Below are 25829 nucleotides of genomic sequence, written 5' to 3'. Positions count from 1 at the left end.
TCCTTTGCTAGATTCACATATGTTGCGATGTTACAAAAATAGCACGAAATGTGAAGTGAAAAAGGTTATTTTATGAAAAATTAGTAGTACTTTCGCAATAAACATATAAACATGTCATTATTTTTTAATTTGTATTGACAATAATAATAATCCGCGTACAATTAGAAATTAAAAAGATGTTGAAGTGAGGTTCTTATGAAAGCTGTTTTGAAGCAGATACCAAAATTAGAATTACATTGTCATTTAGACGGCTCTGTCAGTGTAGATTATTTAAAAACACAGAGTGAGAAACAACAAGTGCGCATAGATATTAATAAAGTAACAGTGGATCAAAATTGTCAAAGTTTAGCAGAATATTTACAGTCATTTGATGAGATATTGAAGGTCATGCAAACACAAGAGAGTCTTATTGAAGCGGTTATCGATGTTGCACGACAATCGCATGAAGATGGGGTGAAGTATATTGAGGTTCGCTTTGCGCCTGCTTTCCATCAGTCACTTGGTTTGGAAACGATTGAAATTTTAGATGCGGTTTGTGAAGGTGCGCAGCAAGCTGAAGCCCAATTTGATTTGGATGTACGTTTGCTCGTATGTGGGATGAAGCATCATTCAATGGCAACCAATCAAGCGATTTTTGATCATTTAGGTGCGAATGCATCGATTACAAAGTATATTGTAGGTGTAGATTTAGCAGGAGATGAAGCGAGTTCACCAACGGAAGCGCATGAAGCATTAATTCAATATGCAAAAAGTAAAAATTTAAATATTACATTACACGCCGGGGAGTGTGGTTGTGTAAAGAATGTGTACGATGCGATTCAATATGGTGCACGTCGAATTGGTCATGGTGTGGCGATTTTTCAAGATGAACAGGCTTTGTCTTGGGTGAAAGAACACGATGTCCTATTAGAGTTTTGTCCGAATAGCAATTTACAAACAAAGGCCATAGATACATTGGCGACTTTAGATTTGCCAAAGCTCATGGAACAAGAGGTGGCCTTCTTGATTAATACGGATAATCGAACAGTGACACAGACAACGTTAATGGATGAATATGCATTATTGTTGGAACACCGTCTACTTAATATGGCCGATATACAAAAAATAAATTATGATGCAATTGATTACAGCTTTGCATGTCAGGCAACGAAAGATAAGTTAAAACGCTACTTTGAAGAGAACTAAATCATATACAAAAAGACGAGATTGGGATAGTGTGCCCAGTCTCGTCTTTAACTGTTTATCACAAATGAACTTAACTCAATCGCTTTCTAAAAATGCGCTTCTAAAATGTCTCAAATATTATTTTTTATTTTAAGCTGTCTTCAATCTCTTTCATTTCTTTTTCTTTAAGGTCAACAACAACTTCACCATCTTTTGTATCCTCTTTTAAAGCAGATTTTGCTTCTTTAGAATGATAAAGTTCTGCAATTTTTTTATACGTTTTGTTATCTTTATCTTTAGAGTTAACAGCAATGATGTTGATATATGGTTTAACTGCATCTGATTTTGCATCTTCTAAGTAAATCGGATCTTTCTTTGCATCTAATCCTGCTTTTGTTGCAACCCCGTTATTAATGACTGAAATATCGACATCAGAAAGGGCACGTGCTGTTTGTTGTGCATCTACGGCTTTGATATCTAAGTTTTTAGGGTTAGATTGAATATCTTTGATTGAACTAGATAAGCCGAAATCTTTTTTCAGTTTAAGTAATCCTGCTTTTTCTAGAAGTTTGAGTGCACGCGCTTGGTTAGAAACGTCATTTGGAATCACGACTTTGGCGTCGTCTTTCACGTCTTTAATGTCTTTTACTTTTTTCGAATAGACCCCAAGAGGTGCTAAAACAGAAGTACGAATCGGTGTAATATGAGTCCCTTTATTCGCTTTTTTAAATTCATTTAGAAATGCAAAATGTTGGAATGCGTTCATATCAATATCCCCATCGTTGAGCGCAGTGTTTGGAACGTTGTAATCTGAAAATTGTTTGATTTCCAAATCGATATTGTCTTTTTTTGCCAATTCTTTTACTTTTTCCCATGCTTTTGTATCATTTGAAGCAACACCAATCGTCACTTTTTTTGTATCATTTTTCCCACAGGCGCTAAGTACCAGTACAGCAAGAACTAAGAGCGTCAGTAATTTTTTCATCTCATAAAACCCCCGATTAATGTCGACGTACTTTTTTCGCAAGTACGTTGCCGACAGATTGTATTAATTGAACAATAATGACTAAAACCACGACCGTAATCACAATGACAAGTGTGTCAAAGCGTTGATAACCATAGACAAGGGCCATATCCCCGATACCGCCACCACCAACAGCGCCGGCCATAGCAGTTGCCCCGATCAGACCAATAATGGCCGTAGTAATAGATAAGATAAGTGATCCCAGTGCTTCAGGTAAAAGAAAGTACCGAATGATTTGCATTGGCGAAGCCCCCATCGCATGTGCAGCTTCAATGATACCTGCATCTACCTCTAGCAGTGAATTCTCAACTAATCTCGCAATATAAGGGGCGACATAGACAGTTAAAGGAACAATGGCAGCCGTTGTGCCAATCGATGTGCCTACAATTAATTTTGTAAAAGGAATAATCGCAATTAACAAAATGATAAACGGAATAGATCGCAATATATTAATCATTGGATTTAAAATATGATGAATAATGGCATTAGGCCATATTCCATTTTGTCTCGTAACAACGAGTAGAATGCCTAGCGGTATCCCAATAATAGCACCGAGAACAAGGGCAAACGTGACCATATATAATGTTTGATACAGTGCCTCGAGTAACTGAGATGTTTCGATTGATGAACCTAACATGATGGTAGTCCCTCCTCGTATTGAATGTGATGTGTTTCAAAGTATGAACGAGCATCGCGTTGTTGAGCAGGAGTTCCTGTTACTTGGAGCCAGAGATATCCTACAGTTTCATTTTGTATGTTAGCTGTAATCGCATGAATGACGTTCACTTTCACATTGATTTCTTGAATGAGATCGTTGAGAATCGTATGTTTAATTTGCGAAGGTTCAATAAACAGTTTGTATACTGTGTCATCTTCATGGAGTTGTATATCTTTAATCACAGAAGGGGAAGGTAACGTATTGATGACCGTCGATACAAAACGCTGTGCTGTAGATGTCTGTGGCTGGCTGAATACACTTTTAACAGTGTCGAGTTCAATGACGTGTCCGTTTTCCATAACCGCAACACGATGACATATTTTTTGGATAACACTCATTTCGTGTGTAATGACCATAATCGTTACACCAAAAGTTTCGTTCGTTTTTTTCAATAAATCGAGTATTGAGTCAGTTGTGGCTGGGTCTAAAGCACTTGTGGCTTCATCACAAAGCAAAATTTTAGGACGCGTAATTAAAGCGCGGGCAATCGCAACACGTTGCTTTTGTCCACCAGAAAGTTCTGTCGGAAACTGATTCGCTTTACCAGCTAAATCTACAAATCGCAACATTTCTTCCACACGTACTTTAATCTCTTCCATAGGCACTTTACTTAAAATTAAAGGCATCGCCACATTTTTAAAAACCGTTTTTGAGTTGAGTAAATTGAAGTGCTGGAATATCATTCCAATCTCTTTTTTAACCGTACGCAGTTGGGCAGCTGAATATGTATTTAAATGATGACCGTCAACTAGAATATCTCCCGACGTTTGTTTTTCTATCTGATTAACAAGGCGGACGAGGGTACTTTTACCGGCACCACTGTACCCAATAACACCAAAAATATCCCCTTTATTAATTTTAAAGTTAACATCTTTAAGTGCTTGCACAGTCGTACTTTTCTTTTTAAATGTTTTATTGACATTTTTAAATTCGATCATGGCAACCTTCCTTAATTCCGATTTAAATAATAAGTAATGTCTGTATTTTATGTGATGTACAAAAAATAGTCAACACAATATTTAGTATTTTCTGAAAAACTATAAAAAAAGACTTAAATTGACTTTGCTCGAGCAAAGTTTGATTTAAGCCTTTAAAGTGGACATATTTTAGCGACGCCAAAAAGAGGAGCTGTCTTTCTTGTCTTTGATATTGAAATCAATGATACGATAAAGCAAATCGTAGTTGACTTCGTCCGTCCATTTGATTTTTAGAAACATTTTTGTCATTTGATAGCCAGCATCTTTAATGTCATCTGCAAATGTATCTAAAGTATATTTCTCAGGTGAAATTGCAAAATGGGGTTTAGCTTTACTAAAGCCCAAGATGAAAGAACCATTGTCCTTATACAATAACATGGGTTGGTTCCATTTTATCTCCATAGTAAGTTCAGGGTAGTTTTCTAAAATCGTTTGTAACACATTTTTAAGCTTTTCACGATGTGCCTCTTTATCGATGGTTTCTAAAAAGTCATCTAAAGTTTCCATTTGTATTCCCCCATTAAATATTTAAGACGATGAGTGTACGACTTACACTCGTATTGTAACACGTCATGTAGAAAAGAAAGGGTTTATTGTAAACTTAAAATATAAATTAATTTACAATTATGGTATACTGGCTTTTATATGAGGAGGAATGGTTATGAAAATTGCAGAGCAAATATTAAAAGGTTCAGCTTTAACACCAGAGGAAGCATTTGACTTATTTACGAATCCAACCTATGACACCATGGACCTTGTACATGAAGCTTATCAATTACGTAAACATTATTATGGTCACAAAGTAAAATTAAATATGATTTTAAATGCTAAAAGTGGAATTTGTCCTGAAGATTGCGGCTATTGTGGCCAATCACGTGAAATGAAGGAAAAACAGCGTTATGCATTAATTCCGGAAAATCAGATTACAGAAGGTGCGAAAGTCGCGGCTGAAAATGAAATTGGCACATATTGTATCGTTATGAGTGGTAGAGGACCAAGTGATAAAGAGATTGATCATATTACATCCTCAGTCGAACAGATTAAGGCTGAGCATCCGCAATTAAAAATATGTGCTTGTTTAGGTTTAACGAATGAGGAGCAAGCGGGTCGTTTAAAAGCTGCTGGTGTAGATCGCTATAACCATAATTTGAATACAAGTGAAAATTATCATGATGAAGTTGTGACCACACACACGTATAAAGATCGTGTAGATACGATTGAAATAATGAAACAAAATCATATTTCGCCTTGCTCAGGTGTTATTTGTGGTATGGGAGAATCTAACCAAGATATCGTCGACATGGCCTTTGCATTGAGAGATATTGATGCTGATAGTATACCGGTGAACTTTTTGCATCCAATCAAAGGGACTAAATTTGGAGATATGGATCAACTGACGCCAATGCGTTGCTTAAGAATACTCGCGTTATTCCGTTTGATCAATCCAACAAAAGAGATTCGTATTGCAGGAGGTAGGGAAGTTAATCTTCGTTCTTTACAATCAACAGCCTTAATGGTTGCGAACTCTATCTTCGTTGGTGATTATTTAATTACTGGAGGTCAACCGAATCAACTGGATTATGATATGATTCGCGATATGGGATATGAAATTGATTACGGTGCTAAACAAAGTGAGATGGAAAGTGTATAAAGTCTATTAAGTAATGCCATTCAGAATATGACATCAAAAAAGCTGATTGACATTGCATCAATCAGCTTTTTGACATGATTTAAAACTTTAGTTTCTGATGAGATAGTCAAATGCTGACAATGCAGCTGTTGCGCCTGATCCCATTGAAATAATAATTTGTTTGTAACGTTGGTCTGTGCAATCCCCAGCTGCGAAGACACCTGGTACATTTGTATTACCAAGACGATCAACTTCAATTTCGCCCATACGGTTACGTTGAACAGAGTCGCCTAACCATTCTGTATTAGGAGATAAACCGATTTGAACGAAAACGCCATCTAAGTCGATGTGTTTGTCTTCTTTTGATTGCATATCTGTATAAGTCAGACCGTTTACACGATCATCACCTGTAATTTCTTTCGTAGCTGCATTAGTAATAACTTGTGTGTTTGGTAATGATTTCAAACGCTCTTGTAAGACAGAGTCTGCTTTTAACGTGTCAGAGAATTCTAATACTGTGACATTTTTACAAATTCCCGCTAAGTCAATAGCAGCTTCAATACCAGAGTTTCCGCCACCGATAACTGCAACATCTTTACCTTCAAATAGAGGGCCGTCACAGTGCGGGCAGTATGCGACACCTTTGTTCGTGTATTTTTCTTCACCTGGTACCCCAATTTTTCTCCAGCGTGCACCTGTACCGATGATTAATGAACGTGTTTCTAGAACAGCACCGTTATCAAGTGTTACTGATACAGTTTTGTCTGTTTTTTCAAGTTGTTCTGCACGAACACCTTTCATAACATCGATATTGTAGTCTTTAATATGTTCTTCTAAGTTAGTTGATAATGATGGACCCGTTGTTTTCTTAACACCGATTAAGTTTTCGATATCTGCTGTATCGTTGACTTGGCCACCAATTCTATCAGCGACAATACCTGTTGTGAGCCCTTTACGTGCAGCATAGATTGCTGAACTTGCACTTGCAGGACCGCCACCAATAACAAGTACATCGAAGACTTCTTTGTTTTCAAATGCAGATGCGTCCGGACCTTGACCGAGTGTACTCAAAATATCTGTTACAGTCATACGGCCATTACCGAATTGTTCACCATTTAAGAAGATGGCAGGTACAGCCATGATGTCTTCTGCTTCTTCTTTAAATACAGCACCATCAATCATAGTGTGTGTAATATTAGGGTTCAATACACTCATTAAGTTTAATGCTTGAACAACATCTGGACATTTATGACAAGTTAAGCTGATATAAGTTTCAAAGTGAAGTGGTTGTTCAATAGATTTGATTTGATCAATTACAGATTGTTCTTCTTTCGGAGCACGTCCACTGACTTGTAAAAGTGCAAGAACGAAAGAGTTGAATTCATGACCAAGAGGGACACCAGCAAATGTGATGCCAGTGTCCTCTCCAGGTCTATTGATACTAAAGCTAGGTGTACGCTTTAAATCAGCTTTTTCTACTGTAATTCGAGATGACATTTCTGCGACTTCATTCACAAGGTTATCGACTTTTTGTGAATTTTCGTCAGAACCTGTACTTGCTTTAAGTACAACGTCACCTTCCATCAAATCAAGAAGTTGCGATAATTGTTGCTTCAATTCTTGATTTAACATGCAGCATAGCCTCCTTAAATTTTACCGACTAAGTCTAATCCTGGAGTTAAAGTTTCGCCGCCTTCTTCCCATTTTGCTGGGCAAACTTCACCTGGATTTTCACGCACATATTGTGCAGCTTTGATTTTGTGAACAAGTGTACTTGCGTCACGGCCGATACCGTCTGCATTGATTTCTGCAGCTTGTACAACACCGTCAGGGTCAACGATGAAAGTACCACGTTGTGCAAGACCTTTTTCTTCATCTAATACATCAAATAAACGTGTGATTTGTTGAGATGGGTCACCAATCATTGTGTATTCTAATGTGCTAATTGCGTCTGAGTGATCATGCCAAGCTTTGTGTACGAAGTGTGTATCTGTAGAAACAGAGTATACGTTTGTACCAAGTTCTTGTAATTTCGCATATTGTTCTTGAACATCTTGTAATTCAGTTGGACATACGAAAGAGAAATCTGCTGGATAGAATACAACAACACTCCAGCTACCTTTTAAGTCTTCGTGTGAAACTTCAACAAATTCATCTGTTTTTGCGTTGTAAGCTTGTGCTGAAAATTCCTCGATTTGTTTACCAATTAATGACATAATCGAAATCCTCCTATTATATGAATCATTATTATTTTAGATTAGAATGTAAAGACGTCTCGTCTTAATTATAATTCCTTATTAATAATAATTCTAATCTCAATAGCTATTATGACATGGAACATGCTTTCCGTCAAATAAATATCATTGTTGAAAGGGACATACACTAAGAAAGACAGTGGAATCAGCGTTTTTGCCATAGTTAGCGCGATTAAAGCGATAAAAATTGAGACTTAAATTCTAATAAATGTATCATCTTAATGATGAAAAAGGCTTGAAATTGGATAATAAAGGCGTTATAAATTTTATTCTAAAAAGTGTTAAACAATTCAAATGAGGGATTAATAAGACGCCTGCTAATATCATTTACGAATGCTGATTCTCAATTACAAGTATATAGTATGAAAATATATAACCGCTCAATCCGCAATGATTATTTAATAATGAGGCATTATTTCTTAGGTTAAAATGTATTCATAGATAAGCACACCTGGTGCGATTAATAGTGAATACAATTCGATATAAACGTATCCTCTGTTGTTATTTTTCTACGATTTAAGGGTATGCATGAGATGCAAGGGACATGCGTTTCCTTGAGTGTTTTGATAGGATATAGAAAAAGGATAAGGAGTGTTTATAAATGTCAGAATATGTGTATGATTTGGCAAAACGACATCACTCAGTTAGAAAGTTTAAATCAGATCGAATCAGTAGAGACACGGTCGAAAAATTAATTGAGGCAGGACAAATGGCTTCAACTTCTAGCTATTTACAGACAACATCGATTATTGGTGTAGAAGATGCTGAAAAGAAAGAAGCTTTAAAAGAGGTATCTGGGCAGCCTTATGTCGTTGAAAATGGATATTTACTTGTTTTTGTGATTGACTATCACCGTCATCAGTTAATTAGTGAAAAGCTTGAAGCTAATATGGAAGATAGCTTTGAGTCAGCTGAGGGATTACTCGTAGGTACTGTAGATGCGGCGTTGGCGGCACAAAATATAGCACTGACTGCAGAAGATATGGGCTATGGTATTGTTTATTTAGGTTCATTACGTAATGATGTACAGCGTGTGAGAGAAATATTAAAATTACCTGAACATGTTTTTCCAGTGTTTGGAATGGCGTTAGGCGTACCAGCAGATAACGAAAATGGTTCTCCAAAACCAAGATTACCACGTGAACATGTCTTTCATATTGATACGTATTCACAAGATGATGAACAGTTATCAAAACAGCTTGAGGAGTATGATCGAGAAGTTTCGCAATATTATAGTCAGCGTACAAACGGTGAGCGAAGTGAAACGTGGTCACAACAAGTAGCGGCATTTATGAGCAGTAAGCAACGCACAGAAATGAAAGAATGGTTGCAAATGGCAGGTTTTAATAGAAAATAAATCAGCGAACTATTAATTGACAGTATCTAAAATCATAAAGTTTTAATAGCAAAAACCCCTTCAAATCTTTTCCACACGTAAGATTGAAAGGGGTTTTGTTGTGATGTTATTAATGTTGTGGTGTTAATTCATCATAATGATTTGAATTAAACGTATCTTCATTTAGTTGTTTTGTTAATTTAGCTGTTCCAGTACCTGCTAACATTGAATCGTTAACATTTAGCGCTGTACGTCCCATATCAATTAAAGGTTCAACAGAGATGAGCACCCCAGCGAGTCCGACTGGTAAATTTAAAGCTGAAAGTACAAGGATAGATGCAAATGTTGCACCGCCTCCGACACCAGCAACACCAAATGAGCTGAGTACGACGACGATAACAACAGTTGCAAGGAATTTAAAATCAACCTCTACGCCAGCGACAGGTGCAACCATAATTGCTAACATGGCAGGATAGATACCCGCACAACCGTTTTGTCCAATCGAAAGACCAAATGAGCCAGAGAAGTTTGCAATGGCTTGAGGCACGCCTAAACGGTTCGTTTGTGCTTGAACATTTAATGGTAATGTCCCGGCACTTGAACGTGAAGTAAAGGCGAATAAGATTACTTCGGCTGTTTTCTTCATATATTGAATTGGGTTTACACCAATGATTGCAAGAATGATTAGATGAATGATATACATTGTGATGAGTGCAGCATAAGAGGCAATAACGAATTTTCCTAACGTCCAAATGGCAGCAAAGTCACTCGTCGCAATAGTTTTCATCATAATTGCTAGAATCCCGTATGGTGTGAGTCTTAAAACAAATGTAACGATAGCCATCACAAGTGAATAGACCGCATCGATACCACGTTTAAGTGTGTGCCCATTTTCAGGTTGTTTACGTGAAACGCGTAAAAAGGCAAAGCCGACAAAAGCCGCAAAGATCACGACAGCAATTGTAGATGTCGCACGTTGACCCGTAAAGTCTAAAAATGGATTAGATGGAATTAACTCTAAAATTTGAGCAGGTAATGTCGTTGCCGTTAATTCTTTTGCCTGACTTGCAATTTCAGAGCTACGTGCATTCTCAGCGTGACCGAGGTCAATGCTAGAGGCATCTAAATTAAAGACAACTGCATAAATAATACCGATGATTGCTGCAATTGCTACTGTTCCAATAAGGAAAGCAAAAATCAATCCGCCCATTTTGGCAAACTTTTCACCAATATCAATTTTCGTAAAAGCAGCAACAATTGAAACAAAGATTAATGGGATAACAATCATTTGCAAGAGTGCAATGTAACCATCTCCCACTAAGCCAACCCACTCTGTCGTTTTTGATGTGACTTTGCTATCAACACCATAAATGAGGTGGAGTAGAAGGCCTAATAAGATCCCTAAACCAAGTGCAGTAAAAACACGTTTAGGGAATTTAACATGTTTTTTCGTCATGAACCAAAGTCCAATAAGAGCGAAAATAAAAATAATTAGATTAATAATAGTTAAAAACACAGACATATCAAAATACGCTTCCTTCTTAATTCCGACTTATACAATAGGATAATAGGAAAAAAGTATAAAATCAAGCTTTATTTTTTATCTGAGCAATTTTGGGCGAAAAGGGTGTAAGCTGTTCTTTCGCTTTAGCATGGCCGTCAATCAATTTTGCCATCAGTGAACCTGCTATAGGTGAGAGTAAAATACCGTTTCGATAATGTCCTGTGGACACATAAAGATGGTCTTCAACCTCTCCCATAATAGGCTCTTGGTTAGGTGTGATAGGTCGAATGCCCGTCCATGTTTTAATCACATGATGATTTTTGAGTTGCGGAATCATAGACAAGCTCTCTTGATCTAACCATGACAAGTTGTTCTCATTATTTTCAATGCTCCAACTATCGAAGTCTGAGGTCGCACCAATTAAGAAACGATTAGGCAATTTGGGCACGATGTAACAACCATTCATATTAAAAATGGTTTCCTTCAATCCTTTATAACAAGAGGCAATCAGTTTAACGTCACCTTTAACTGGTTGAGTAGGTAATTGGATATGAAGTTGTTGGAGTAACGTCCCAGACCAAGCGCCTGCAGCAATAATCAATTCATCTGCTGAAAAGTTGCCTTTAGATGTGATGACTGTATAACCGCTGTGATGACGTTCGACTTTTAAGACTTCGGTCTGTGTCATGAGTTCGATATAGTCGCGCTTTATAACGGAAGCAATCAGGGCTTTCGTATAGGTGTTTGCATTAATTTGCCCGTCATCTTGGATTTTAAAAGCAGCACTTTGGTTAGGATTGAGTTTTGGGAAACGTTGTTTTAGAGCGTATTTTGAGAGTTGTTTAATTGTGTGATCTTGGCTATGTAAAAATTGGAATTGCGCTTCTACTGCTTGGATATCTTGTTTTTGAGAGGCAACTTTAATTAGGCCGTATTTTTGGTATTCAATATTAATTCCAGTTTCTCGCTCGAGGTCGGCTGCAACTTCAGGCATCATTGCACGACTTTCCATAGCGAGGTGATACAGTGGATTGGCTTCGAAAAACTCGTTCTGTGCACCAAGCATGCCTCCCGCAGCGTAAGACGCATTCATTCTTGGTGTGTAACGATCGATAATCCGAATATGTCGGTTTTGAGAGGATAGCTGTCTTGCAATGGATAAACCCATAACGCCGGCACCAATAATAATTGTTTGTTTCATAAAAAAAGCCTCCTACATGAAAGGATGCAGGAGGAACACGTATATGATTGAAATAAATGATTGAGTCATCATTAAAATGAGTTGAAATAAGTTCATTGTCATCATACGCTTTCCTTCGTTGGTTCTAACCACCTCAGGTTCAAAGAGTTAAGATACATTCTTTCTCAGCTCGCCTCGAGCACCCCTAGCATATAAATTTTTATTTGATTTCATTAATTATTGTAACTTTCATATTAGAAATATGCAAGATACGCAAAGGTTGAATCGCTTTAACCACCGAATAAACGTTGGAAGAAGCCTTTCTTTTCATTGCTTTGAATCGATTGCGCAAGTGCCTGCTGTTCTTTAGTTTGAGTCTCGATGCTTTGTTGTGTTTGACTCCATTGTTCACTTTGTTCCTTTTGTGCGGCTGTCAGTGATTCAAGGGACTTACTATTCGATTCAAGTTGTTGATTTAATTGGGTATGTAACGCTTTTAATTCTTCTTGCTGTTGATGAACTTGGCTGACCATCTGACCTAACATTTGACGTTCTTCACGCATTTTATTGATTTCATTGCGTAATTCATTGATAAGTTGAGGCACTTGTTGATCGCTCGGTAAGTGTTGTTTATCTTCTTTGACGATAACTTGTAGAAAGTCTTTTTCTTGTTCTAACTCTTCAAAAGCAAGATCATAACTATTTGTACGTGCAACACGTTCTGTTATCTCTTGGAATAATTCAATATCTTCTTCTTTAAAATCAGTCGCTTCTCGACCACGGTATTCTGTTTTATTTAAATGGTAACCACGTTCTTCAAGATGCTGTACGATTTTACGTACTTGCTTTTCACTTAAGCCTGATCTTTGGGCAAATTCTTTTGTCAGCATATATCATTAGATCCTTTCTCTTCTTTTTAGACGTACGGAAGTGTGCGTTCAGTGACCCGTCAGTCTACCTCTCTCATTATTTTAACGGCTTTAAGCACTGATTTCAAGGTCTTATGGACGATGTTCTTTGCGTAAACCCATTTTGACAAGTAATGGATAAATGATACGTCGTGGTATTTGATTCGCATACACATATTTTAAAATGTAGCAGGATTTAACACTTGTACCAAAAATATCCTTAGTTAAAGGAATATTGCCTTTCACATATAAATCTAAAGGAATGGGCTTACCGTTACGATCTAATGAAGGTTGTAAGTATGTAATTTCAGTTTGCTTTTCGTAGCCGTTTTCTGTTAAAAAGTGACGACGGAAGTTAATTTTTCTTGCTGTTTCTTCATCAACATCGTTAGATTCAAATGTAGATTCAAACATAAAGAAATTAACGTCACGACCGTGAAGTTGGTTAGATATACGATTCAGCTCATGCTCAATCTGTTCTAAAGTCGTTTTCAAGCAGGCTTCACAATCTTGGCTGTGTTGTGCAAGAAGATAAATAATAAAGCCGACATTTGTCGTCGCTTCATAGTGGGCTGTCGCCAAGCTCACAATCGCGTCGTCTTCAATACCAACAATAAATACGAAGTCATGTTGGGTTTTATCTGTTTTAAGTGATCGCGCAAAAACAGACGCATCTTCTGTAACAAGATGGTCTAATTTATTTTTATAGAATGCTATTGCTGGCTCATACCATCGATCATGCGTAGATTTAATATGTACAAAGTTCATGTTACGTCACCTCTTTTAAGTTAACTCTCGTTTATTCTTGCAAGTATATAGGGTCATTGCAATGATGTAGCAATACATATAGATAGTTGAGGAGTCATTTGTGACTGTTTTTTCTGATAAAATAGATGACTAAGTTGGACTATTCATGACTGACCATGATGTCAAAATAAAGGATAAACAATAAGGGAACGAGCGAGAGTGTATGGAAATCAAGTGTTTCTATAAATCTCCATATTTATCTCATATCCCCGTCCCCATCATTGATTATGAAATCATGCAGTAACAATAGAACCTAGCGCTCAATCGATTTATTCAATATCTCCTTTATGTTCAGAAGGAGCATGTTTGTCATCATCTGGCGTTTGATATGCAGCATTATTTTCTGGAACTTCATTGCATTCGTGATCAACTCTTTGCGCGATGATTATAATTTTATTATTCACAATGTCTTGTTTAAGGTCCTCTCGCTCATTTTCAGAGAAATTATATTTAGACAAAGCGGCCTCTTCAGCATCTTCACCGATAAAAAAGCGCATAAATTTATCACTGACTGTTCCGTTAGTTGATTTGTGTTGAATTTGTGAATCATTGAATCGATCTGTTTTCAATTTTTCTCTGCTTAATACCACGATTTCGCTTTCTTTTAGACCTTCTTTTAATAGTAAATCAACATATTGAATTGCATCATCTTCTGTGCGTGCAACTTTATATTTTTCTACTTTATATAGTGCCATACGTGTGACGCCTCCCGATCGTGTTTTGTAATTACACTACCCTTATACTCCGTTATATAAACGGTTTTATAATGCTATTATGCGCTTAAACAGCACTTTACGCAACGAATTTCCATAAATTTCTGAATACAATAGATTTAGGACGATGCTATTGCGAAAGAGGGTTAAATTTGCTATTATCAGTAGATAATTTATCAAGCTCATATAATCTGAAGAATACGGCTTTAGAAGTTTCTACCATGTTGCCTTAAACGACATGACTATGAGTAATGGTACATCGATGTAGCGTGCTTAATGTATCCTTTCAATCCCGTTGTTCGCATATTTTCGAATTGTCACACAATATTTTGGGTTGGAGACCTGTTATAGCGCCACTTTACAACTGTATGACTATTACTCGTATACCTAAAACGTCATTCTTTAGTTTTGGGTATTTTTGATATCATTTTTATCGAGGAGGAATAGGAGTGGACGCATTAAGAAAAAAGGTCATTGAAGATGGTGTTGTCATTGATGAAAAGATTCTCAAAGTCGATGGATTCTTAAATCATCAAATCGATGCTGGCTTGATGTATGACATAGGTCAAACGTTTCATGATCAGTTCGCAGACCAAGGTGTGACTAAAATTTTGACGATTGAAGCATCAGGGATTGCACCGGCCATTATGGCAGCGCATCGTTTTACTGTTCCTTGTTTGTTTGCCAAAAAAGCGAAACCAAGCACATTAAACGCAGGGTACTATCAAACAGATGTACATTCATTCACTAAAAACAAAACGAATACAGTGATTATCTCTGAAGAGTTTTTATCTCCAGAAGATAGAGTATTGATTATTGATGACTTTTTAGCCAATGGAGAAGCCGCGTTAGGCTTACATCGTTTGGTTGAGCAAGCAGGAGCGACAACAGTGGGTGTGGGAATTCTAGTAGAAAAGAGTTTTCAACAAGGACGTTCACGATTAGAAGAGGCAGGCTTAACTGTATCATCGTTATGCCAAGTTGCTTCATTAAAGGGGAATAAAGTAACTCTAGTAGGAGATACAGAATGATGAAGCGATTTTTGTTAAGTTTACAACATTTATTAGCGATGTATGCAGGGGCGATTCTTGTTCCGATTATTGTTGGGACAAGCTTACATTTTACAAATGAACAAATTGCGTATCTTGTCACAGTCGATATTTTTATGTGCGGTGTAGCGACATTTTTACAAGTCTATCGTGGTATCGGTATAGGATTGCCTGTTGTTTTAGGATGTACCTTTACTGCGGTTGCACCTATGATCTTAATCGGACAAACGAAAGGTATTGACGTTTTATATGGGTCACTCTTTCTGTCTGGTTTATTAGTTATTTTAATTGCACCATTTTTTGCTTCACTCGTAAAACTATTTCCACCTGTTGTAACTGGAAGTGTTGTTACAATTATTGGGATCACTTTGATGCCTGTTGCAATGAATTATATTGCAGGGGGTCAAGGTGCAAAAGATTATGGTGATCCAAAACACATTTTACTCGGTTTTGCGACACTCATTATTATTTTGATTTTACAACGCTTTGCGCGTGGTTTCTTAAAATCCATTGCCATTTTGTTAGGTTTAATCTTAGGTACTATTTTAGCAAGTGTATTTGGGTTAATTGATATAGCTCAAGTAGGACAAGCCCATTGGTTTGAATTACCTAAGCCGTTCAGATTTACAGGATTTGCTTTTGATTTTGGTGCAACATTAGTCTTTTTCATCGTCGCATTAGTGAGTTTGATCGAATCAACAGGTGTTTACCATGCTTTAAGTAAAATTACTGGCAAGAAACTTGAACGTAAAGACTTTAGAAAAGGTTATATGGCAGAAGGTATGGCGATTACTTTAGGTGCTATCTTCAATGCATTCCCGTACACTGCTTACTCTCAAAACGTGGGTCTTGTATCCCTTTCAGGTGTTAAGAAAAATGATGTCATTTACGGCATGGTTATTTTATTAGTCATTTGTGGCTGTATCCCTAAACTGGGCGCATTGGCTAATATTATTCCACTCTCTGTACTGGGCGGTGCGATGTTGGCAATGTTCGGTATGGTCATGGCATACGGTGTACGTATTCTCAATGATATTGACTTTAAAAATCAGAATAATTTGTTGATTATTGCCATATCGGTCGGTCTAGGTGCAGGTATCACAGCAGTACCTGAAGCGTTTAAAGCACTTGGTGACCAATTTGCATGGTTTACACAAAATGGGATTGTTTTAGGCACAATATCAGCAATTCTCTTGAATTTATTTTTTAACGGTATTAACGCTCAACAAAATGATGAAAATGTGAAATAATATAAGTAATAATTTGAATGGAGGCTGTAAATAGTATGTGGGAAAACAAGTTCGTAAAAGAAGCACTCACTTTTGATGATGTACTTTTAATTCCGGCAGAATCAAATGTGTTGCCAAAAGAAGTAGACTTAAGTATAGAATTATCAGAAAAAATTAAGTTAAATATTCCGATTGTATCAGCCGGTATGGATACGGTAACAGAGTCTAAAATGGCGATTGCTATGGCAAGACAAGGTGGCTTAGGTGTTATTCATAAAAATATGAGTATTGAGCATCAAGCAGATGAAGTACAAAAAGTGAAACGCTCAGAAAATGGTGTCATTACAGATCCATTTTTCTTAACGCCTGAAGAAAGTGTCTATGAAGCGGAAGCATTAATGGGCAAATATCGTATTTCTGGTGTTCCTATTGTAGATAATAAAGAATCACGTCAACTTGTTGGTATCCTAACAAACCGTGACTTAAGATTTATAGAAGATTTTTCAATTAAAATTTCTGATGTCATGACGCAAGAAAATTTAATTACAGCTCCAGTTGGTACAACACTTGAAGAAGCGGAAGAAATTCTTCAAGACCATAAAATTGAAAAACTCCCTCTTGTTGAAGGTGGTGTTTTACAAGGTTTAATTACAATTAAAGATATTGAAAAAGTACATGAATATCCTTATTCAGCAAAAGATAGTCACGGTCGCCTCCTTGTTGCCGCTGCTATCGGTATCGCAAAAGATACAAGCATTCGTGCTGAAAAATTAGTTGAAGCCGGTGTAGATGCATTAGTTATTGATACAGCACACGGTCATTCACGTGGTGTTATTAATCAAGTTAAAGAGATTAAAGAAAAATACCCAGAAATTACAGTGATTGCAGGTAACGTTGCGACTGCTGCAGCAACAAAAGCATTGTTTGAAGCGGGTGCAGATGTTGTGAAAGTGGGTATCGGACCAGGTTCAATTTGTACGACACGTGTCGTAGCGGGTGTCGGCGTTCCTCAAATTACAGCTGTTTATGACTGTGCAACAGAAGCACGTAAACACGGTAAAACGATTATCGCTGACGGTGGTATTAAATTCTCTGGCGATATCGTTAAAGCGTTAGCTGCAGGTGGCCATGCTGTTATGTTAGGTAGCTTGCTTGCAGGTACAGAAGAAAGTCCAGGTATGGTGGAAGTCTTCCAAGGTCGTCAATACAAAGTTTACCGCGGTATGGGCTCATTAGGCGCTATGGAAAGTGGTTCTAACGATCGTTACTTCCAAGAAGACAAAACACCTAAAAAATACGTACCAGAAGGCGTTGAAGGACGTATTGACTACAAAGGGCCATTACAAGATACAATCTACCAATTAATTGGTGGCGTTAAGAGCGGTATGGGTTACACAGGTTCACGTGACCTCAAAGCATTACGTGAAGAAGCACAATTTACGAAAATGAGTGCGGCAGGCTTAGCAGAAAGTCATCCACACGATGTTCAAATTACAAAAGAATCACCAAACTACTCATTCTAATTGGTAAAGGAGTACAAATAGTATGGAAATGGCAAAAGAACAAGAACTCATTCTTGTCCTCGATTTTGGTAGTCAATACAACCAATTAATTACGCGTCGTATTCGTGAAATGGGCGTTTATAGTGAATTACACGATCACGAAATGCCAATTGAAGAAATCAAACAAATGAACCCTAAAGGTATTATTTTATCAGGAGGTCCTAACTCAGTTTATGCTGAAGATGCTTTTACGATTGATCCTGAAATCTATAACTTAGGCGTACCCGTTTTAGGTATTTGTTATGGAATGCAACTGACAACGAAATTACTCGGTGGTAAAGTTGAACGTGCCAATGAACGTGAATATGGTAAAGCAATTATCAATGCAAAATCTGACGAGTTGTTCTTTGGCTTACCTGAGGAACAAACTGTTTGGATGAGTCACTCTGATAAAGTGATCGAAATTCCAGAAGGTTTTGAAGTGATTGCGGACAGTCCAAGTACACAATATGCAGCGATTGAAGATAAAAAACGTCGTATTTATGGTGTACAATTCCACCCAGAAGTGCGTCATACAGAATTTGGTAATGACTTACTACGCAACTTTATTCGTCGTGTATGTGGATGTACAGGTGAGTGGACAATGGAAAACTTCATTGATATTGAAGTCCAAAAAATCCGTGACAAAGTAGGAGATCGCAAAGTTTTATGTGCGATGAGTGGCGGTGTTGATTCATCTGTTGTTGCGGTATTATTACACAAAGCGATTGGTGATCAATTGACATGTATCTTTGTTGATCATGGACTTTTACGTAAAGGTGAAGGCGACATGGTAATGGAACAATTCGGTGAAGGCTTTAACATGAACATCATTCGTGTAAATGCTAAAGACCGATTCATGTCGAAACTTGCGGGTGTTTCTGATCCAGAGAAAAAACGTAAAATCATTGGTAATGAATTTGTTTATGTTTTTGATGATGAAGCGTCAAAATTAGAAGGTGTCGATTTCTTAGCACAAGGGACACTTTATACGGACGTTATTGAGTCTGGTACAAAAACAGCACAAACAATTAAATCTCACCACAATGTAGGTGGTTTACCAGAAGACATGGAATTCGAATTAATTGAACCGATTAATACATTATTTAAAGATGAAGTGCGTGCTCTAGGAATTGAGTTAGGTATTCCAGAACATTTAGTATGGAGACAACCCTTCCCAGGTCCAGGATTAGGTATCCGTGTACTTGGTGAAATTACTGAAGACAAATTAGAAATCGTGCGTGAATCAGACGCAATTCTACGTGAAGTGATTCGCCAAGAAGGTCTAGAACGTGAAATCTGGCAATACTTCACAGTATTACCAGAAATTCGCTCGGTGGGTGTCATGGGAGACTACCGTACTTATGACTATACAGTGGGTGTCCGCGCAGTCACATCTATTGATGGGATGACAAGTGACTTTGCACGCATCGATTGGGAAGTCTTACAAAAAATCTCAACACGTATCGTAAATGAAGTCGAGCACGTTAACCGCGTTGTTTACGACATCACATCAAAACCACCAAGTACGATTGAGTGGGAATAATTAAATAGTATGAATGAGAGGCTAGAATCGACGTTGTTATGTGGTTTCTAGTCTTTTTGTTTGTACTTTTAATGCTACGCAATCCGCTATAAATGTAAGGTATAGCCCTAAGATACATTTTCAGTTGGCAATAAGCTGTTGAAGAATGTTGAAATACAAAATTACATTAAGGGGCAAAAAGAAAAGGTACTTGATGAGGGTATACTAGAGGTCAAAGAGTTATTGTATTTAATGAGTCGAACTGCAATAGGAGAAGAAACTGAAACGAGAGAAGTTGTCGTTAAACGTGGTGAGTATGTCCGTAACCCAGATACAAATAGAATGAACGTAATTTATAACGAGCATGTAGAAACGATTGATGTACCAGCTAAAATAAGTGATCGTAACAAAGCGCGTGAAATGTTAGTAAAGTATCATAGCTTATTTACAGATAAATTAGATGTGAGTCTTGTAGCGCCAGAATTTGTTGATGATATTCAGTAGATGATTAATGCAGAACCACTGCCTTTTATTAGGTGGTGGTTTTTTATGGAAAATTGAATACAGTGTTAAATGTTAAAAATTTATTCGGGGATACTCAAGAAAGAACTAGAGAAAAAAAGAATTGGAAGAGCTTGCTGGCGTTATTAACAACAGTGATTAGCAGAGTCCAAGTTTGGACTTTGTTAATTCAAATGATAGTATATTATCTAATGAAACTTATCCAGTTAAGGAGGTTTATTATGAGCGGAAAAGATCATAACATGCCTAAATCGCAACAAACGTTATTAGCTATAATAATTTTTGTGTTTTTACTTGAAATCATACTGACAGCTTTTTTCATTTCATTTAGTTCGCCTATTTTCAAAGGATTAACGATTATACATGGAATATTAATTGTTGTATTTCTTACTAGGCAGATCAAAAGAAAAGGTTTTTGATATATTAATAGAATTATTTTTAGTATGTGAACACCCTTATTATTTAGGGTGGTTTTTAATAAAGGTTTTTTGTGTTAAATATGATGTGAATTTGCTAAAGCGGACTATGTAATTAAGAATTAGTGTTTAGATATCAATAATACAGTTGAAAGAAAACGATAATATGATAGGCTAAATATCGGGATGTTTATTAAGGGATTGTTTAAATCCTGAATAAAGGGGTTTTTACAATGTACAAAAACTTAAGAAAAATTGCCACTGCTAGTATTGCGACCTCTCTTTTGATAGGGCCTGTTTATTTTACGGTAGAATCAGGTAAAGCTAATGCTGAAACTGTTAAAGCAGTTGATGAGGAAATGAAACAAAGAGAAAAAATTGGAAATGCTTTATTAGAAGAAATAGATAATAGTAAACAAGACTTTAAAGATCCGAGTGTGGCTGAAAAATTAAAAGGACAAGTTAGAGATTATAAAAATGGGGTAGCAGAGAGAGGTAAAGCTACTATAACGGCGAAAGCTGGAGCTAAAGCTATAAGAGCTACTGTTAATAAAATTGGAGAGAAAGCTTGGAATAAATTAGTTGCTAAAATAGAAAATACTACTGGCACAAAGTTAGTTATGTTCCATTATCAAAGTATTAATAAGTTTTGTGACATTTTAACGGGGTTTGAAGGTAATTTAGCTGATGGTATAGCTACAGGATTAACTAATAATTTTGGTTTCAATAAACAATTTGCTTATATTGTAGCTAGAGCATTCATTGCTATTGTATTGTAGGTGTACTTGTGATGAGCACCAATAAAAAAATCTATTTGGCGTTTTTAGTAATAACTTTTATTATTTATATATCTTTACCTGTTATTATTGGGGAGAATACATTTGATGCTCGCTTGTTTGTTATTTTCCCTTTACTGTTTTTTGGAGCATTCTTGTTTTCATCTAATAACAAAAAGAAATAAATTAACCCCCATAATTTAAGATGGGTGTTTTGTCCTTTGAAATAAACATAGCTCATGTTGGGTTATATTTACTGATATCGGAGTCGTAATTTAATACGGCTCTTTATTTATGTTTTAGAAATCAGTGAATGGGTAAAATTAAGTATCTTGTGGCTAACCACTTATAAAATTCTCACTCATCGTTAAAGCGACCTGTAAAAGGGTCTTTTTTTATTTGTGATGAATATAAGTACACTAAAAAGACTGTATGAACGATTCGTTAATTTCGTTAAATATGACATCATGTTAAACGCTAAAGATTTAATTGGAGATATTCAAGAAAGAGCTAGAGAACAAAGAATTGGCAGAACTTGCTGGAGTTATAACAACCCCAGCTTTAGGATACCTTTTGATAATTAAATTTTTCGCAGCTTCGTATAGTTTTTTGTTCGATATTCATATAATTAAACTTACTGTAATTTAAGAGAACCAGTGTCTCAAAAATTGTTTATTAGTTATTAATATTGGGTAATTGAGAGAAAAATTTTAGATAAATAAGCATGTTTAATAGTAGATGAAGTAATGGTTATGGAGCAGCTTACGAACAATGTTACGTTTGTAGTGTAATTAATATATTTAAAGTCATAATTGAAGTATAAATTTGACTATTACAAGAATTCTTGTGGTAAAAAGTATAATATTTTAAATTTAGTTGTACGATTTACAAAGCTATATAAGAGAAAAATCGAAATACATCCGAGTATTAAAAAAGTAAGTTTGTATAGGGAGAAACACTTTCACAATAAAATAGAAACGTTCTTCAAGGGCATAAAGTCTTTTAAAGTATAACAACTGTGCACTTAAATTTTCGTATTGCATATTTACTCGTATATAGATATGAAAGAATATTGAAAGTATATTATGATATTTTAAAATATCTAGGAGGGATCAATATGAAAATTTTTTCGAAAGTGTTTATATGTACAATAATAATGTCCTTGATTTTATCTGGGATTGGGAGTTCAAATACGAATGCATCTAATAAAATTATCAAAGAAGATATAGATGTAAATAAAAGCGTTAAAAACACAAAAATCAGTGAGAATAAAACTGGCGAAGTATCACGTCTTTCTGCATCAATAAATAATGATGAAATAAATTTAGATACTGTATTAACTAATGACTTCAATACAGGAGACATTAATTTATCTGGGAAAATCTCTAATTTAGAAGAATCTAAACAAGTAGATTATACTGTTGATTTAACCTATGCGGATGAAGAAGATATAGCTGGATTTTTAATAGATAATTCAACTGGTGAGGAGCATGAATTTGATACAAGATTGGCCGAGGCTTCTGCTGCACCTTTAGTAGTAGTGGCAGTTATGGCTGCAAGATATGGTATCCAATGGGCTATTAAAAAGTATGGTAAAAAAGCAGTGAATAACGCTATAAAATCAAATACGCATAAAGTAGCGAAAGGAATAAACTCTAGACTTCTAACTAGTAAAGGAGTGGATATCGGAAAATTTACACAAAAAGTAAAGGGGAAAAATCCAGTTTATAGAGATCCTAAAACTGGGTGGTCAATTTCAAGGAATAAAGGACAGTCTCATGGAGGATCGTATTGGAAATTGTTGGATAAAAGCGGTACAAGAAAAGCGACTTTAACTAAAGATGGAAAAATACTTCGTAAATAGGATGATTTATAAAAATGGATAATATTATTAATTGTATGTCAGTAAGTGATTTAAATTTTTCTGAAGCCGAAAATGCAATTCATTTAGATTTAAGTGAAGGTGAATATCCTTTTTCAGATGATGGAAAAAGCTTTAACAAAAATTATTTTACAATAGTTCATAGAAACTCAATTCAAATCTTACAAGATTTATTTCATCAAAGTAATAATATTGATATAGTTCTAGTATATTATTTATATGGGAATTCATTTAAAAAAACTAGGTTCAAAGAAAAGTTTAGTTATTTCAATAATGACGAAACACCAAGTTTTAGAGAATATACTAACAATGAAGGCATTCAGTGTTTTGTGTTTGCTTATAAAAATAAAAGTTTGAAGGATTTAAATTATAAAAAGTTAGCGAGAGCGATTTGCAATCAAGATTTTAAAGGTTTATTCCCGACGATTAATCAGAAAGATAATTACTTAGATATATATTTAATGGATAGTGAAAGAGGCATATTGTACCATTTGTATGATGATAGGGGGCTTTGGCTATATTTTATAAATAAGCAGTCATATATAAATTACTCCCAAAAATACAGCAACCTCTTGTTTGATGTAAGCGATGAAATTGATTAAAATTTATTTAATATTAATAATACTAATTTTATCATCTATATTCATATGTTTGAACTATAATTGCAAGAATGAAAAGACTAAAATTGCAGTTCTAGATACAGGGATTGAAAAGAAAGCTATTAATAGCAATGTAATATCTCGTGATTTCACTTTAGATAACTATAGAAATAGCGTACACGCTAATAAAATTTCAAAGATTATAGAGTATAGAGCTGATATAGTTATTTATGATGCTAAAGTTTTGAACCGTTATGGCAACGGAAGAGTGGCGGATACTATTTCAGCACTTGATTGGGCAATTAAACATGATGTAGACATTATAAATATGAGTTATGGATTTACTAAAAATTATCCTGAGTTACATAAAAAGATAAAAGAGGCTCATGAAAAAGGTATTATTATTGTAGCAGCTAACGGTAACGATATTTTTGGAGGTCAAGAATTTCCAGCTGCATATAATGAAACTATATCGGTTGGAGTATTGAATAAGGATGGTTCAAAATCTGTTTTTAATTCTAACGATGATGCCGACGTATATATTTCGGTTGATAAAAAGTTGTCTAATAACGTTGAAAATACTTCTATGGCTACAGCATCTGTGTCTAATAATTTGGTTAAAGTATGTAAAAGAGACTTGAAAAACATGGACAAAGGTGAAATCCTTAAGTTAATTAATGAGTTAAATTAATTAGTTACAAAAACTATAATAATTATATTTACACAAAAGTTAAAAGCTGAGAATCACTTTGGTTCTGCTTCCAATTACAGCATAGATAATCTCACACGTTGCAGGCAGTGAATACGTAATTGAATACGTTAATTATGAAGTGATGTTAATTGATGAGAAGTATTTAGCTGTAAAAACACTGTAATATCAATTGTTATAAGTTAATATAAACTAGCGAAAAACACTCATTTCATCGAGTGGGAATAATAACATAGTATAAATGATAGGCTAGAGATACCGTTGTGATGCGGTTTCTAGCCTTTTTTGTTTAGCGTTGAATACGTAATGTTAAAAATTGATAAAATTTGCGAACTTTTCAGCTACTGTTCTGCATAGCCTTAGTATGATGTTTCTGTTCATCGGCGAGTGTTTGCGTCCGACTTCCTTCAGATTCCACTTCACAATGGACACCCTTGTCTTTCGCTAACAGTTCCTATTATCAAGCCTGTAACGGACTTTCATCGACAAGTTGTTACCCATCCCGGACGCTCTAAAAATGCCGACAAGTCCGCAGTCTTTGTCGGCAGTCTGACACGATATTACAAATTGTATCGTGCTTCCATGATATATGAATTAAAAATTTAACTTAGTATTTAACATTTTAATCAATTCTTCAGAAGCACTAATGACATCAATCGTATCAACACCAATTTTTAATAAAGATTGATCATCATAAAATATGATAAAAGGTTGAATCTGACTGTTCTTGATATACATGCAATAATTTAACACTTCTGTAACATCTATATTGTATATACTAGAAATGATATATTTTTCATAACCGCAATGAATATTTTCACGCCAATTTTTTATATTAATATACCATCCAAGTCGAGTCACCTCTCTTTTACAATAAGGTGAGATAATTTTTGATAGGAATGAACTATTAATCTTTGACTTAAACGATAATCTTATTATTTCTGCAAGGTCTCTCTTTTGAATCGAGTCAATATCCCATCTTATTTTGTAATTATCTTCAACTTGAAAATAAGGAGTTTCACTGTTTAAGTCAAATTGAACTACTAGATTTTTAAGTTTAATCTCCATGATTAATCTCCAATTCTTTTTAAATTAGCATCATATGTGCCACTACGTGTTTATAGAACAGTGTTTTGATGTTAGAATCAAAAGGGTCATTTTTATCATGGAAAAGTTATATCCTTTACATCCATGAAAGTAACCAATATTTTGTAATTGTCTTTTTTATTTACTACCTTTGATTTTTTTATTTTTTTATTTTTTGTTATTTCTAATATACCGCTCAAGACCATCTGTGGTTTTAGGCTCTTATTTCCATAGTTTATAACCCCAATCTGTTGTAGCTTATTTTCATTATTGTAATAC

General features: G+C 35.5%; 26 protein-coding genes and 2 riboswitches. Of the genes, 13 read left to right on the top strand and 13 right to left on the bottom strand.

The genetic code is table 11. The features are described 5' to 3' along the window. Positions 1–195: 195 nt before the first annotated feature. The gene (gene add, locus C1H58_RS10960) at positions 196–1185 is read left to right on the top strand and encodes an adenosine deaminase (protein ID WP_165546177.1); all 990 of its coding nucleotides are present in this window, start codon (positions 196–198) and stop codon (positions 1183–1185) included. A gap of 124 nt (positions 1186–1309) precedes the next feature. Here the strand turns inward: add and gmpC are convergent, their stop codons facing one another. The 4 genes from gmpC to C1H58_RS10940 form a co-directional block, all read right to left on the bottom strand. Further along, positions 1310–2149, bottom strand: a complete 840-nt coding sequence (gmpC, locus tag C1H58_RS10955; RefSeq protein WP_165546176.1) for a dipeptide ABC transporter glycylmethionine-binding lipoprotein — start codon at positions 2147–2149, stop codon at positions 1310–1312. 16 nt (positions 2150–2165) lie between these two features. Continuing rightward, on the bottom strand, positions 2166–2825 hold the full coding sequence (locus C1H58_RS10950) for a methionine ABC transporter permease (protein ID WP_050331879.1): 660 nt from the start codon (positions 2823–2825) through the stop codon (positions 2166–2168). Then, the gene (locus tag C1H58_RS10945) at positions 2819–3844 is read right to left on the bottom strand and encodes a methionine ABC transporter ATP-binding protein (protein ID WP_165546175.1); all 1026 of its coding nucleotides are present in this window, start codon (positions 3842–3844) and stop codon (positions 2819–2821) included. Before C1H58_RS10945 ends, C1H58_RS10950 begins: the two co-directional genes overlap by 7 nt. Positions 3845–4012: 168 nt before the next feature. Then, complete coding sequence (locus C1H58_RS10940; RefSeq protein WP_165546174.1) at positions 4013–4390, bottom strand: iron chaperone; 378 nt, start codon at positions 4388–4390, stop codon at positions 4013–4015. A 154-nt stretch (positions 4391–4544) separates the two neighbouring features. On the opposite strand from C1H58_RS10940, the gene bioB reads away from it, so the two are divergent. Further along, the gene (gene bioB, locus C1H58_RS10935; RefSeq protein WP_050346160.1) at positions 4545–5534 is read left to right on the top strand and encodes a biotin synthase BioB; all 990 of its coding nucleotides are present in this window, start codon (positions 4545–4547) and stop codon (positions 5532–5534) included. Between the two features lie 87 nt (positions 5535–5621). On the opposite strand, the gene ahpF is transcribed toward bioB, so the two are convergent. Beyond that, positions 5622–7145 carry an alkyl hydroperoxide reductase subunit F gene (gene ahpF, locus C1H58_RS10930; protein ID WP_050346159.1) on the bottom strand — a complete coding sequence of 508 codons (1524 nt, stop codon included), beginning with the start codon at positions 7143–7145 and terminating at the stop codon, positions 5622–5624. Between the two features lie 14 nt (positions 7146–7159). Further along, positions 7160–7729 (bottom strand): alkyl hydroperoxide reductase subunit C, encoded by a 570-nt coding sequence (ahpC, locus tag C1H58_RS10925; RefSeq protein WP_016425682.1) that lies wholly within the window; start codon positions 7727–7729, stop codon positions 7160–7162. Between the two features lie 640 nt (positions 7730–8369). Between ahpC and nfsA the strand changes: the two genes are divergently transcribed. Continuing rightward, positions 8370–9125, top strand: coding sequence for an oxygen-insensitive NADPH nitroreductase (gene nfsA, locus C1H58_RS10920; protein WP_165546173.1), 756 nt, complete (start codon positions 8370–8372; stop codon positions 9123–9125). Positions 9126–9234: 109 nt separating this feature from the next. Here the strand turns inward: nfsA and C1H58_RS10915 are convergent, their stop codons facing one another. From C1H58_RS10915 to C1H58_RS10895, 5 genes are all read right to left on the bottom strand, one after another. Continuing rightward, positions 9235–10626, bottom strand: a complete 1392-nt coding sequence (locus tag C1H58_RS10915; protein WP_050346158.1) for an L-cystine transporter — start codon at positions 10624–10626, stop codon at positions 9235–9237. 64 nt (positions 10627–10690) lie between these two features. Next, the gene (gene thiO / locus C1H58_RS10910) at positions 10691–11809 is read right to left on the bottom strand and encodes a glycine oxidase ThiO (protein ID WP_165546172.1); all 1119 of its coding nucleotides are present in this window, start codon (positions 11807–11809) and stop codon (positions 10691–10693) included. Between the two features lie 93 nt (positions 11810–11902). Next, positions 11903–12005, bottom strand: a riboswitch (TPP riboswitch). Positions 12006–12078: 73 nt separating this feature from the next. Continuing rightward, positions 12079–12678 (bottom strand): DNA-binding protein, encoded by a 600-nt coding sequence (locus C1H58_RS10905; RefSeq protein WP_050331871.1) that lies wholly within the window; start codon positions 12676–12678, stop codon positions 12079–12081. A 111-nt stretch (positions 12679–12789) separates the two neighbouring features. Further along, positions 12790–13464, bottom strand: a complete 675-nt coding sequence (locus tag C1H58_RS10900) for a hypothetical protein (RefSeq protein WP_165546171.1) — start codon at positions 13462–13464, stop codon at positions 12790–12792. 308 nt (positions 13465–13772) lie between these two features. After that, a complete protein-coding gene (locus tag C1H58_RS10895) occupies positions 13773–14198 on the bottom strand; it encodes a general stress protein (protein WP_060830448.1) in 426 nt (141 codons plus the stop codon). 180 nt (positions 14199–14378) lie between these two features. Further along, a riboswitch (purine riboswitch) is annotated at positions 14379–14481 on the top strand. A 184-nt stretch (positions 14482–14665) separates the two neighbouring features. Here C1H58_RS10895 and xpt point away from each other — a divergent pair. The 10 genes from xpt to C1H58_RS10845 all read left to right on the top strand — a co-directional run bounded on the left by xpt (position 14666) and on the right by C1H58_RS10845 (position 24446). Next, the gene (gene xpt / locus C1H58_RS10890) at positions 14666–15247 is read left to right on the top strand and encodes a xanthine phosphoribosyltransferase (RefSeq protein ID WP_016425675.1); all 582 of its coding nucleotides are present in this window, start codon (positions 14666–14668) and stop codon (positions 15245–15247) included. Next, positions 15247–16515, top strand: a complete 1269-nt coding sequence (gene pbuX, locus C1H58_RS10885) for a xanthine permease PbuX (RefSeq protein WP_165546182.1) — start codon at positions 15247–15249, stop codon at positions 16513–16515. Before xpt ends, pbuX begins: the two co-directional genes overlap by 1 nt. A 35-nt stretch (positions 16516–16550) precedes the next feature. Further along, on the top strand, positions 16551–18017 hold the full coding sequence (gene guaB, locus C1H58_RS10880) for an IMP dehydrogenase (RefSeq protein WP_165546170.1): 1467 nt from the start codon (positions 16551–16553) through the stop codon (positions 18015–18017). Positions 18018–18039: 22 nt separating this feature from the next. Continuing rightward, positions 18040–19581, top strand: coding sequence for a glutamine-hydrolyzing GMP synthase (gene guaA, locus C1H58_RS10875; protein WP_165546169.1), 1542 nt, complete (start codon positions 18040–18042; stop codon positions 19579–19581). Between the two features lie 138 nt (positions 19582–19719). Next, complete coding sequence (locus C1H58_RS10870) at positions 19720–20064, top strand: terminase small subunit (protein WP_347563073.1); 345 nt, start codon at positions 19720–19722, stop codon at positions 20062–20064. Between the two features lie 239 nt (positions 20065–20303). Next, positions 20304–20501 (top strand): hypothetical protein, encoded by a 198-nt coding sequence (locus C1H58_RS10865; RefSeq protein WP_050346245.1) that lies wholly within the window; start codon positions 20304–20306, stop codon positions 20499–20501. 230 nt (positions 20502–20731) lie between these two features. Next, the gene (locus C1H58_RS10860; RefSeq protein ID WP_165546168.1) at positions 20732–21277 is read left to right on the top strand and encodes a hypothetical protein; all 546 of its coding nucleotides are present in this window, start codon (positions 20732–20734) and stop codon (positions 21275–21277) included. Positions 21278–22391: 1114 nt separating this feature from the next. Continuing rightward, a complete protein-coding gene (locus C1H58_RS12235) occupies positions 22392–23138 on the top strand; it encodes an SAR2788 family putative toxin (protein ID WP_105989224.1) in 747 nt (248 codons plus the stop codon). A 14-nt stretch (positions 23139–23152) separates the two neighbouring features. Further along, positions 23153–23758, top strand: a complete 606-nt coding sequence (locus C1H58_RS10850) for a DUF3885 domain-containing protein (RefSeq protein ID WP_096547248.1) — start codon at positions 23153–23155, stop codon at positions 23756–23758. Beyond that, positions 23745–24446 (top strand): S8 family serine peptidase, encoded by a 702-nt coding sequence (locus C1H58_RS10845; protein ID WP_096547250.1) that lies wholly within the window; start codon positions 23745–23747, stop codon positions 24444–24446. The genes C1H58_RS10850 and C1H58_RS10845 overlap by 14 nt, the downstream gene beginning before the upstream one ends. Before the next feature lie 612 nt (positions 24447–25058). On the opposite strand, the gene C1H58_RS10840 is transcribed toward C1H58_RS10845, so the two are convergent. After that, positions 25059–25532: a hypothetical protein gene (locus tag C1H58_RS10840; RefSeq protein WP_165546167.1), complete on the bottom strand. Its 474-nt coding sequence runs from the start codon at positions 25530–25532 to the stop codon at positions 25059–25061. 95 nt (positions 25533–25627) lie between these two features. Continuing rightward, positions 25628–25829, bottom strand: a 202-nt coding sequence (locus C1H58_RS12230; protein ID WP_207623137.1) for a hypothetical protein, incomplete at its 5' end; no start/stop codon positions are given.

Source organism: Staphylococcus sp. 191 (assembly GCF_011174885.1).
GTDB lineage: Bacteria > Bacillota > Bacilli > Staphylococcales > Staphylococcaceae > Staphylococcus > Staphylococcus coagulans.
The sequence above is the reverse complement of the archived record's forward strand: the minus strand, read 5'-3'. Positions and strand labels throughout refer to the sequence as shown.

What these genes read in the sequence shown, in the direction of transcription:
- add (WP_165546177.1), top strand. Translation starts at nt 196, where the DNA reads ATGAAAGCTGTTTTGAAGCAGATACCAAAATTAGAATTACATTGTCAT.
- gmpC (WP_165546176.1), bottom strand. Translation starts at nt 2,149, where the DNA reads ATGAAAAAATTACTGACGCTCTTAGTTCTTGCTGTACTGGTACTTAGC.
- C1H58_RS10950 (WP_050331879.1), bottom strand. Translation starts at nt 2,825, where the DNA reads ATGTTAGGTTCATCAATCGAAACATCTCAGTTACTCGAGGCACTGTAT.
- C1H58_RS10945 (WP_165546175.1), bottom strand. Translation starts at nt 3,844, where the DNA reads ATGATCGAATTTAAAAATGTCAATAAAACATTTAAAAAGAAAAGTACG.
- C1H58_RS10940 (WP_165546174.1), bottom strand. Translation starts at nt 4,390, where the DNA reads ATGGAAACTTTAGATGACTTTTTAGAAACCATCGATAAAGAGGCACAT.
- bioB (WP_050346160.1), top strand. Translation starts at nt 4,545, where the DNA reads ATGAAAATTGCAGAGCAAATATTAAAAGGTTCAGCTTTAACACCAGAG.
- ahpF (WP_050346159.1), bottom strand. Translation starts at nt 7,145, where the DNA reads ATGTTAAATCAAGAATTGAAGCAACAATTATCGCAACTTCTTGATTTG.
- ahpC (WP_016425682.1), bottom strand. Translation starts at nt 7,729, where the DNA reads ATGTCATTAATTGGTAAACAAATCGAGGAATTTTCAGCACAAGCTTAC.
- nfsA (WP_165546173.1), top strand. Translation starts at nt 8,370, where the DNA reads ATGTCAGAATATGTGTATGATTTGGCAAAACGACATCACTCAGTTAGA.
- C1H58_RS10915 (WP_050346158.1), bottom strand. Translation starts at nt 10,626, where the DNA reads ATGTCTGTGTTTTTAACTATTATTAATCTAATTATTTTTATTTTCGCT.
- thiO (WP_165546172.1), bottom strand. Translation starts at nt 11,809, where the DNA reads ATGAAACAAACAATTATTATTGGTGCCGGCGTTATGGGTTTATCCATT.
- C1H58_RS10905 (WP_050331871.1), bottom strand. Translation starts at nt 12,678, where the DNA reads ATGCTGACAAAAGAATTTGCCCAAAGATCAGGCTTAAGTGAAAAGCAA.
- C1H58_RS10900 (WP_165546171.1), bottom strand. Translation starts at nt 13,464, where the DNA reads ATGAACTTTGTACATATTAAATCTACGCATGATCGATGGTATGAGCCA.
- C1H58_RS10895 (WP_060830448.1), bottom strand. Translation starts at nt 14,198, where the DNA reads ATGGCACTATATAAAGTAGAAAAATATAAAGTTGCACGCACAGAAGAT.
- pbuX (WP_165546182.1), top strand. Translation starts at nt 15,247, where the DNA reads ATGAAGCGATTTTTGTTAAGTTTACAACATTTATTAGCGATGTATGCA.
- guaB (WP_165546170.1), top strand. Translation starts at nt 16,551, where the DNA reads ATGTGGGAAAACAAGTTCGTAAAAGAAGCACTCACTTTTGATGATGTA.
- guaA (WP_165546169.1), top strand. Translation starts at nt 18,040, where the DNA reads ATGGAAATGGCAAAAGAACAAGAACTCATTCTTGTCCTCGATTTTGGT.
- C1H58_RS10865 (WP_050346245.1), top strand. Translation starts at nt 20,304, where the DNA reads ATGAGCGGAAAAGATCATAACATGCCTAAATCGCAACAAACGTTATTA.
- C1H58_RS10860 (WP_165546168.1), top strand. Translation starts at nt 20,732, where the DNA reads ATGTACAAAAACTTAAGAAAAATTGCCACTGCTAGTATTGCGACCTCT.
- C1H58_RS12235 (WP_105989224.1), top strand. Translation starts at nt 22,392, where the DNA reads ATGAAAATTTTTTCGAAAGTGTTTATATGTACAATAATAATGTCCTTG.
- C1H58_RS10850 (WP_096547248.1), top strand. Translation starts at nt 23,153, where the DNA reads ATGGATAATATTATTAATTGTATGTCAGTAAGTGATTTAAATTTTTCT.
- C1H58_RS10845 (WP_096547250.1), top strand. Translation starts at nt 23,745, where the DNA reads ATGAAATTGATTAAAATTTATTTAATATTAATAATACTAATTTTATCA.
- C1H58_RS10840 (WP_165546167.1), bottom strand. Translation starts at nt 25,532, where the DNA reads ATGGAGATTAAACTTAAAAATCTAGTAGTTCAATTTGACTTAAACAGT.